Source organism: Burkholderia sp. 3C, assembly GCF_054589155.1.
The window spans coordinates 1-9,201 of record NZ_BAAILN010000022.1; the positions used below are offsets into that span (position 1 = coordinate 1).

9 protein-coding genes are annotated in these 9,201 nt (G+C 70.7%); 5 read left to right on the forward strand and 4 right to left on the reverse strand.

The genetic code is table 11. The annotated features are described in order from the left end of the window. Positions 1-67 precede the first annotated feature (67 nt). From pxpA to pxpB, 3 genes are read right to left on the reverse strand one after another with little or no spacing between them, the layout of a single operon-like run. Positions 68-820, reverse strand: a complete 753-nt coding sequence (gene pxpA / locus ACYP33_RS03040) for a 5-oxoprolinase subunit PxpA (RefSeq protein WP_414450786.1) — start codon at positions 818-820, stop codon at positions 68-70. Between the two features lie 32 nt (positions 821-852). After that, on the reverse strand, positions 853-1,968 hold the full coding sequence (locus ACYP33_RS03045; protein ID WP_459619632.1) for a 5-oxoprolinase subunit C family protein: 1,116 nt from the start codon (positions 1,966-1,968) through the stop codon (positions 853-855). Beyond that, the gene (gene pxpB, locus ACYP33_RS03050; RefSeq protein ID WP_459619633.1) at positions 1,965-2,621 is read right to left on the reverse strand and encodes a 5-oxoprolinase subunit PxpB; all 657 of its coding nucleotides are present in this window, start codon (positions 2,619-2,621) and stop codon (positions 1,965-1,967) included. Before pxpB ends, ACYP33_RS03045 begins: the two co-directional genes overlap by 4 nt. A 134-nt stretch (positions 2,622-2,755) precedes the next feature. Between pxpB and ACYP33_RS03055 the strand changes: the two genes are divergently transcribed. Beyond that, positions 2,756-3,292: a winged helix DNA-binding protein gene (locus tag ACYP33_RS03055; protein ID WP_414443354.1), complete on the forward strand. Its 537-nt coding sequence runs from the start codon at positions 2,756-2,758 to the stop codon at positions 3,290-3,292. 46 nt (positions 3,293-3,338) lie between these two features. Here ACYP33_RS03055 and ACYP33_RS03060 read toward each other — a convergent pair whose 3' ends face one another. After that, positions 3,339-3,941, reverse strand: a complete 603-nt coding sequence (locus ACYP33_RS03060; RefSeq protein ID WP_459619635.1) for a 5-formyltetrahydrofolate cyclo-ligase — start codon at positions 3,939-3,941, stop codon at positions 3,339-3,341. Positions 3,942-3,961: 20 nt separating this feature from the next. Here ACYP33_RS03060 and ACYP33_RS03065 point away from each other — a divergent pair, with 20 nt between their 5' ends. The 4 genes from ACYP33_RS03065 to ACYP33_RS03080 all read left to right on the forward strand — a co-directional run bounded on the left by ACYP33_RS03065 (position 3,962) and on the right by ACYP33_RS03080 (position 9,120). Next, complete coding sequence (locus ACYP33_RS03065; protein ID WP_459619637.1) at positions 3,962-5,914, forward strand: lytic transglycosylase domain-containing protein; 1,953 nt, start codon at positions 3,962-3,964, stop codon at positions 5,912-5,914. Positions 5,915-6,039: 125 nt separating this feature from the next. Beyond that, a complete protein-coding gene (locus ACYP33_RS03070) occupies positions 6,040-7,005 on the forward strand; it encodes a complex I NDUFA9 subunit family protein (RefSeq protein ID WP_414450792.1) in 966 nt (321 codons plus the stop codon). 179 nt (positions 7,006-7,184) lie between these two features. Beyond that, on the forward strand, positions 7,185-7,814 hold the full coding sequence (locus tag ACYP33_RS03075) for a glutathione S-transferase family protein (protein ID WP_459619639.1): 630 nt from the start codon (positions 7,185-7,187) through the stop codon (positions 7,812-7,814). A gap of 58 nt (positions 7,815-7,872) precedes the next feature. Next, on the forward strand, positions 7,873-9,120 hold the full coding sequence (locus ACYP33_RS03080; protein WP_459619643.1) for a multifunctional CCA addition/repair protein: 1,248 nt from the start codon (positions 7,873-7,875) through the stop codon (positions 9,118-9,120). The last annotated feature ends 81 nt before the right edge of the window (positions 9,121-9,201 follow it).

A 9,201-nucleotide genomic window follows, 5' to 3' on the forward strand; every position in this document is an offset into this window, starting at 1 on the left:
AACGCGCCCGGGGGCGCTTTTTTTATTGGTGCCGCCGCTTCGATGCCGCGACCGCGCCTCGCGGCGGTCAGGCGTGGGCCGTGCCCGGCGCCGTCAGCATCACCCCGGCCTGCTCCAGCGCCGCGCGGATTCGCTGCGCGAACGCCAGCGCATGTGGGCCGTCGCCGTGCAGGCAGACGGTTTGCGCATTGAGCGGCACCCATTCTCCCGTTACCGCCTGAACCTGCCGGCCACGCACCATTTCCAGCGTGCGCGCCAGCATCTGCGCTTCGTCGTGCACCAGCGCGCCCGGCTGGCTGCGCGGCACCAGCGAGCCATCGGCACGATAGCCGCGATCGGCGAACACTTCCTCCACCGCCGTCAGCCCCGCTTGCCGGGCCGCCGCCACGAAGCCGCTGTTGGCCAGCCCGAACACGGCCAGCGACGGATCGAAATCGCGGATCGCGGCCACCACCGCTTCGGCGATCTGCGGATCGCGCGCGGCCTGGTTGTAGAGCGCGCCGTGCGGCTTCACGTGGGCGAGGCGGCCGCCTTCGGCGCGTGTGATCGCAGCCAGGGCGCCCAATTGATAGAGGACGCCGGCGTAGATCTCGCTCGGCGGCAGGTCCATCTCCTTGCGACCGAAGTTTTCCGGGTCGAGAAAGCTCGGATGCGCGCCGATCGCAACGTGGCGCTCGACGGCCCAGCGCACGCAATCGCGCATCGCCGGGGCGCCGCCCGCGTGCCAGCCGCAGGCGATGTTGGCGGAGGTGACGAGATCGAGCAGCGCCTCGTCGGCGCCGCAGCCCTCGCCGAGATCGGCGTTCAGATCGATATGCATGATGGTCTCGTCGTCAAAAGGGGGAGGCCGGTTCAGGCGGCCCGGGTGTAGGCCCGGTCGACGGTCGCGGCCGCCTGAAGCTGGCGCTGGTGCGCTTCCTCGCGCAGTTCGATCGCCACGTCGATCTGGCGCAAATAGGCGCGCTCGGCCACCAGCGCGTCGCGGGCCGCCTCGGCGGTGGCCGGCACGAAGCGGATCGGCAGGTTCAGCCGCGCCTGCGCGAGCTTCCAGAGGTCGGCGCGGATCACCGTGCCGACCTGCGGATAGCCGCCGGTGGTTTGTGCGTCGTGCATCAGCACGATCGGCTGGCCGTTCGGCGGCACCTGGATCGTGCCCGGCAGCACCGCGTGCGACAGCAGTTCCTCGCGCGATTCGCGCGCGAGCGCCGCGCCGGCCAGACGATAGCCCATCCGGTTGCTGTTTGCCGTGACCTGCCACTCCTCGTCCCAGAACGCCTGCTGCGCGGCGGTGGCGAAATCGCCGTATTGCGGGCCGGGCAGCACGCGCACCGGCAGCGCGCGGGGCGCATGCGGGTGGGCACGGTGGGCGCGGCGCGCCGCCTCGCCAAACGCGGGCAGCGCCAGCGAGGCGCACCAGGCCGGCGCCTTGACGCCGAATTCGCGGGCCTCGGCCGCCAGGCAGGCGGGCAGGTTCGCGCCGAGCGGGCCGACCGGCAGGCGATCGCCGTCGCGCAGCCGCCGCCCGCCGAGGCCGCCGAAGTGCGAGGCCAGATCGGTGCTGCGCGAGCCGAGCACCGGCAGCACGTCGATGCCGCCCGCCACGCACAGATAGCCGCGCATGCCATGCTGGGCGGCCGGCAGCGTGAGCGTTTCGCCGGCCGCGACCGGCAGGCTCCACCACGAATGCACGGCGCGCTCGCCGAGCGTCGCGCCGAATTCGGTGCCGGTGAGCGCGACCCGGGTGGCGCGCGGAAAGCGGAACGCGGCCGGGCCGAACGTGATTTCGATGGCGGCGGCGTCGGGCCGGTTGCCCACCAGCCGGTTGCCGACTTCGAGCGCCAGCGTGTCGAGCGCGCCGCCGAGCGCAACGCCGAGATGGCGGAAGCCGCGGCGGCCGGCGTCCTGCACCGTGGAGAGCGGGCCGGCGCGCAGGACTTCGATGCCGGCGGAGGCGGAGCGAGCGGTCATGCGCCGTGCACCTCCGACACGCGGAACCGCACGCGGTCGCCCGGCTGCAGCAGCGTGGGCGGGGTGCGTGCAGGGTCGAACAACGCCAGCGCGGTGCGGCCGATCAACTGCCAGCCGCCGGGCGCCGAGGCCGGATAGATGCCGGTTTGCGTGCCGCCGATGCCGACCGAGCCGGCCGGCACCTCGATGCGCGGCACGGTGCGGCGCGGTGTGTGCAGCGCGGCGTCCAGCCCGCCCAGGTAGGCGAAGCCGGGCTGGAAGCCGAGGAAGAACACCACGTAGTCGCCGGCGGCGTGGCGCTCGGCCACTTCGCGCGGCGCGAGGCCGGTGTGGGCGGCCACCGCCGCTAGATCGGGGCCGGCCTCGCCGCCGTAGATCACCGGAATCTCCACCTCGCGGCCCGGCGCGGCGGCCGGGTCGGCCTCGCGCCAGGCGGCGTCGATGCGCGGCGTCAGCGCGGCGGCCGAGGTTTCGACCGGGTCGAACACGATCGTCAGGTTGTTCATGCCGGGCACCACGTCGACCACGTGCGGCCACGCGCGCGCGGCGGCGGCCACCGCCCAGACGCGCCGCTGGCAGTCGAGCGTGGCGGGCGGCGGCGCCTCGCAGCAGACGGCGGTATCGCCAAGCGGATAGAGACGGGGAGCGGTCATGGAAGGCTCGCGGGCATCGGTTCGGGGCGATGATACATCATCGACAAATTGTCGATAATTTATCGATAAGAATTTTGCAAAGCGACCGGGCCGCCCGCCGATCTGGCGTACACTGCGGCAGTTTTTCGTCCTCCATGGTTCCCGACGTGACCGACCTCACCCAGCGCCATCCGACCCAGATCGTCTCGGCCGAGCATCTCGTCTCGAACGAAAGCGTCGAGCTGTCCGAGCTCGAATACGGGCTGATCATGGCGGGCAATGCGTTCAACCGCTGGATGGTGCGCTGCATGGCGGCCGCCGGCGCGAAGGACATGACCGCCATCGAAGTCTCGCTGCTGCATCACGTGGGCCATCGCGACCGCGCGAAGAAGCTGGCCGACATCTGCTTCGTGCTGAATATCGAGGATACGCACGTCGCCACCTACGCGCTGAAGAAGCTCGCCGCGCGCGGCTACGTGGTGGGCGAGAAATCGGGCAAGGAAGTGCTGTTCTCGGTGACGCCCGAGGGGCGAGCACTGTGCGAGCGCTACCGCGAGGTGCGCGAGCGCTGCCTGATCGACACGCTGCGCGACAGCGGCCTGACCAACGCCCAGATCGGCGAGGCCGCGCAGTTGCTGCGCAGCGCGTCGGGGCTGTACGACACGGCGGCGCGGGCCGCCGCGTCGCTATGAGGCGGGCTATGAAGCGGCTAATAAGCGCAGCGAAGAAAGCGGCGGATCAGCCGGTCGAGCCCGACCGGTACGCATAGCATTCGGTGACGATCCAGTCGAGCGGGCGATCGTGCGATTCGCGCGGCAGCGCGTCGAGCGCCGACACCTCGTAAGCCACGCCGATCGTGACCGGCAACGCGTCGTTCGGCCAGGCGGCCAGCGTGCGATCGTAATAGCCGCCGCCGTAGCCGAGCCGAAAGCCCCGCTTGTCGAAGCCGACGCACGGGATCAGCAACAGGTCGGGCACCACGAGCGCGCCGTCGGCCGGTTCGGGGATGCGGTGATGGCCGGTGCGCATCGGCGCGTCGGGTGTCCAGGTGCGAAACGAGAGCGGTGTGTAGGGCTGCGCGATGACCGGCAGCGCGGCACGTCGACGCGTGTCGTCCGACAGCCATTCGGCGATCGCGTCGCGCGCGTCGAACTCGCCCGGCAGCGGCCAGTAGAAGCCCACCGTCAGCAGCGGATGTTTGCCGAGCAGATCGAGGATGCGGTGCGCGAGCGCGTCGTTCGCAGCCTTGTCGAGATTCGCTTCGCGACGCAACGCAGAGAGCGTTTCGCGCAACGTTTGCTTGCGATTTGCGACAGGGGGGCGTGCTATGCTTTCGCTCACTTCGTGCTCCAGTCAAATCGATGTCCATCAGCCTCGTCCGAGTATATCGCGCGACCGCCATCACGCTGTCGGCGGTGGTGTTGGCCGCAGGGGCGGCTGCTTGCGCCGCCCAGCCCGTCGACGACGTTTCGTCGAACGACGACCAGATCTTCATCCAGTTGCGCGAAGCCGCGCGTGCGAACAATCCCGCGCGCGCCGCGCAGCTTGCCGCGATGATTCCGAATTATCCGGCGCCCACCTATCTCGACTATTTCCAGATCAAGCCGCAGTTGTTCGACACGTCGGGCCACGCGCGCCTCGATGCGCCCGACGCGCCGGTACTGAGCTTCCTGCAGCGCAACGACGGCCAGGCGATCGCCGACCGCATGCGCAACGATTACCTGCTCGTGCTCGGCGCGCGCCACGATTGGCGCAACTTCGACGAGCAGTACAAGCGCTTCGTGCTCGACGACGACACCCAGGTCAAGTGCTACTCGCTCGAATCGCGCGCCTCGCGCGGCGAGAACGTGGCCGACATGGCGCGGCACCTGCTGGTCGATCCGAAGTACTACGGCGATGCCTGCGTCGACCTGATTTCGGCGCTCGCGCTCAATCACCAGTTCTCGTCGGACGACGTCTGGGCGCAGGCGCGGCTCGCCTACGAACAGAACTACGTGAACGTGGCCGGCAAGATCGCCGACGCGCTCGGCCCGCGCCCGGCCGCTCTCGACCAGGCCGCCAGCGCGCCGCCGCTGTTCCTGGCGCGCGGTGTGGGCAGCGACGCCACCTCGCGCCAACTCGCCTTGATCGCGATCACGCGCATGGCGCGCAACGATCCCGACGCGGCCGCCGGCATGATGGGCACGCTCGGCCAGTTCTCGAAGTCGGAGCAGGCGATCGCCTGGGGCGAGATCGGCCTGCAGGCGGCGGTCAAGCGCTCGCCGATGGCGGTGCAGTATTACAAGCAGTCGGCCGGTGCGCCGCTGTCGGTGCAGGGCTACGAATGGCGCGTGCGCGCCGCGCTGCTGGCCGGCGACTGGCCGATGGTGCGCTGGGCGGTCGAGCAGATGCCCGACGAGCTGCGCGCGCAACCGTCGTGGCTGTACTGGCACGGCCGCGCGCTGAAGCAGGCCGGTGATGCGGCCGGCGCCAGGCGCGATTTCGATCAGGTGGCGGGCCGCTTCGATTTCTACGGCCAGTTGTCGGCCGAGGAACTGGGCCAGCAGACCGTGATCCCGCCGCGCACCACCGTGAGCGACGCCGAGGTCGATGCGATGAGCCAGGTGCCGGGCTTCGGGCTGGCGCGCCGCTTCTACGCGCTGAACCTGCGCCTCGAAGGCAACCGCGAATGGAACTGGCCGCTGCGCGGCATGACGGATCGCCAACTGCTGGCCGCCGCCGAGTATGCGAAGCGCATCGACATGCTCGATCGCACCGTCAACACGGCCGACCGCACCACGGCGATGCACGATTTCACGCTGCGCTACCCGTCGCCGTACCGGCCGATCGTCGAGCGCTACGCGCAGACCAACGGCCTCGACATCGAATGGGCCTACGGGCTGATTCGCCAGGAATCGCGCTTCATCACCAATGCGAAATCGTCGGTGGGCGCGGGTGGCCTCATGCAGTTGATGCCGGCCACGGCGCAACTGGTGGCGAAGAAGCTCGGCATGGGCGGCATCACGCGCACGCAGATGCACGACATCGACACCAACATCCAGCTCGGCACCTGGTATCTGTCGGACATCTATCAGAAGTTCGACAACTCGGCCGTGCTGGCCACGGCCGGCTACAACGCCGGCCCGGGCCGGCCGCGCCAATGGCGGCAGGCGCTCACGCAGCCGGTCGAGGGCGCGATCTTCGCGGAAACCATCCCGTTCAACGAAACGCGCGATTACGTGAAGAACGTGCTGTCGAACACCACCTATTACGCAGCGCTGTTCGAGGGCAAGCCCGAATCGCTGAAGGCGCGGCTCGGCTTCGTCGCGCCCTGAACGCGGCATCGCGCTCGATGGCGGCTCGAGCGCCAAGTGAGGCGCGCGGCCGCGCTTGGGTCGCACGGCTCACGGTTTGATGGCCTCGATGGCGCGCGTTTTCGACATCTGACGGAGGCTCGCTCATGGATCGTCCCATCGTCGCGCTCGTCGGCGGCACCGGCTTCATCGGCGCGCGGCTCGTCGCCGCGCTGTTGCGCGACGGCTGCACGGTGCGGATCGCGGCGCGACGCCGCGAGCACGCACGGCATCTCGCGATGCTGGCCGTGGAGATCGTCGAAGTCGGCGGTTTCGACGCCGGCTCGCTCGCGCGCTTCGTGGCCGGCGCGGACGCGGCCGTCAATCTGGTCGGCACGCTGCACGGCGGCCATGGTCATCCCTACGGTGAAGGTTTTCGCGCGGCGCACGTCGCGCTGCCCGGTGCGTTGGCCGCCGCCTGCGTCGAGACGGGCGTGCCGCGGCTGGTGCACGTCAGCGCGCTCGGCGCCGATTCGGGCGGCCCGAGCATGTACCTGCGCTCGAAGGGCGACGGCGAGGTCGCGCTGCATGCGGCGGCCGACGCCTCCGGCGGGGCGCTGGCGGTCACGGTGCTGCGGCCGTCGGTGGTGTTCGGCCCCGGCGATGCGTTCCTGACCACCTTCGCGCGCCTGCAGCGGTGGTTGCCGGTGCTGCCGCTCGCGATGCCCGACGCGCAGTTCCAGCCGGTCTACGTCGGCGACGTCGCGCAGGCGCTGCGCATGGCGTGCAGCCTGCGCGAGGCGCGTGGCGCCACCTATGAACTGGGCGGCCCGCGCGTCTACACGCTCGAACAACTGGTGCGCTATTGCGGCGCGCTGACCGGGCGCGCGGCACGGATCGTGCGGCTGCCCGATGCGCTCGCGCGCGTGCAGGCGGCCGTGTTCGAGCGCCTGCCCGGCGAGCCGCTGATCACGCGCGACAACCTGGCCTCGATGCGCGTGCCGAACGTGATGCACGGGCCGCTCGCGCCCGAACTCGGCATCCGGCCGGCCAGCATCGAGGGCGTCGCGCCCGGGTATCTCGGCGCGGGCGTCGGCGGCACGCGGCACGACGCCTGGCGCTCACGCCGTTAATGGTGGAGGCTGCCGCCGAGCCGAGCCGAGCCGAGCCGAGCCGAGCCGAGCCGAGCCGAGCCGAGCCGGCCGGACCGCGTCGGCCTGCCCGGCAGCACGCAGCACGCAGTGCGCTGCGCGTGTTCGCCGCACCGCCCGGCGCCTTCCCCTGAATCCTGAACGAATCGCACGAGGCAAGCATGCAACTGATCATTGGTGACAAGAACTACTCGTCCTGGTCGATGCGGCCGTGGGTGCTGATGCGCCATTTCGGGATCGCCTTCGACGAAACGCTGATTGAACTGCGTACGCCCGCGACCGATGCGCAGATCCGCGCGGTGTCGCCGTCGGGCAAGGTGCCGTGCCTGATCGACGACGCCGGCCACGCGATCTGGGATTCGCTCGCGATCGCCGAGACGCTCGCCGAACGCCATCCGGCGCAGGCGTTGTGGCCGGCCGATCCGGCGGCCCGCGCGCGGGCGCGCTGCGTGTCGGCCGAGATGCATTCGGGCTTCATGGCGATGCGCAGCGAAATGCCGCTCGACATCCGCGCCGCGCTGCCGGGCCGCAAGCTGTCGCCGGCCGCGCTGGCCGACGTGGCGCGCGTCGATGCGCTGTGGCGCGACTGTCTGGCCGCGTCGGGCGGCCCGTTTCTGTTCGGTGCATTCACGATTGCCGACGCGATGTACGCGCCGGTCGTGCTGCGCTTCGTGACCTATGCGCCGCCGCTGTCCGAAATCGCGGCCGGCTATGTCGAACGGATGCTGGCCGATCCGGCGGTGGCCGCCTGGGCCGACGACGCGCGCCGCGAGACGCGCGTGTTCGACTGACGATGCAACGCACGCGCGGCGGCCGTCGGCGGCTGTCCGGGCGTCATGGAGGAGCAGGATGAAGATTTATGCGGTGGGCGGCGCGATCCGCGACGAACTGCTCGGCATGCCGGTGCAGGATCGCGACTACGTGGTGGTGGGCGCGACGCCCGAGCAACTGGCGGCGCAGGGCTACCGGCCGGTCGGCAAGGATTTCCCGGTGTTCCTGCATCCGCGCACGCACGAGGAATACGCGCTGGCGCGCACCGAGCGCAAGACGGCGGCCGGCTATCACGGCTTCCAGTTCCATTTCGCACCCGATGTGACGCTGGAGGAGGATCTCGGCCGGCGCGACCTGACGGTCAACGCGATGGCGCGCGAGGTCAGCCCGGACGGCACGCTGACCGGCCCGGTCGTCGATCCGTTCGACGGCCGCGCCGATCTGGCCGCCAAGCTGTTCCGCCATGTCGGGCCGGCGTTCGTCGAGGACCCGGTGCGAATCCTGCGCGTCGCGCGCTTCGCGGCCCGCTTCGCCGATTTCACCGTCGCGCCCGATACCGTCGCCTTGATGCGCGCGATGGTGGCGGCCGGCGAGGTCGATGCGCTGGTGCCCGAGCGGGTGTGGCAGGAAGTGGCGCGCGGGCTGATGGAGGCGAAGCCGTCGCGGATGTTCGCGGTGCTGCGCGAATGCGGCGCGCTCGAACGCATTCTGCCCGAGGTGGACGCGCTGTTCGGCGTGCCGCAGCGCGCCGACTATCACCCCGAGGTCGATACCGGCGTGCACGTGATGATGGTGGTCGATTACGCGGCCAAGCACGGCTATTCGCTGCCGGTGCGCTTCGCCGCGCTGACGCACGATCTCGGCAAGGCCACCACGCCGGAGCATGTGCTGCCGCGCCATATCGGACACGAAGGGCGCAGCGTCGATCTGCTCAGGCCGCTGTGCGACCGGCTGCGCGTGCCGAACGAGTGCCGCGATCTGGCGCTGCTGGTGGCGCGCGAGCACGGCAATCTGCATCAGGTGATGGGGATGGGCGCCGCGGCGCTGGTGCGCCTGCTCGAACGCGCCGACGCGCTGCGCAAGCCGGCGCGCTTCGCCGAGATGCTGCAGGCCTGCGAATCGGATGCGCGCGGCCGGCTCGGGCTGGAGGCGCAGCCGTATCCGCAGGCCGAACGGCTGCGGCGCGCGCTGGTGGCGGCGCGGGCCGTGGATGCCGGACAGGTGGCGGCCGGCATGAAGGGCAACCCGGAAGGGATCAAGGACGCGGTGCACCGTGCGCGGGTGGCGGCGGTGGCGGGGGAACTGGCGATCGGCGAGGAGGCGTGAGGCCGAGGCCGGGCCGGGCAGCGCCCGGCTGTCGCCCAACCTGCGGCCCAAAACAAAACCGGCGCGGGCAGCCCAGGCTGC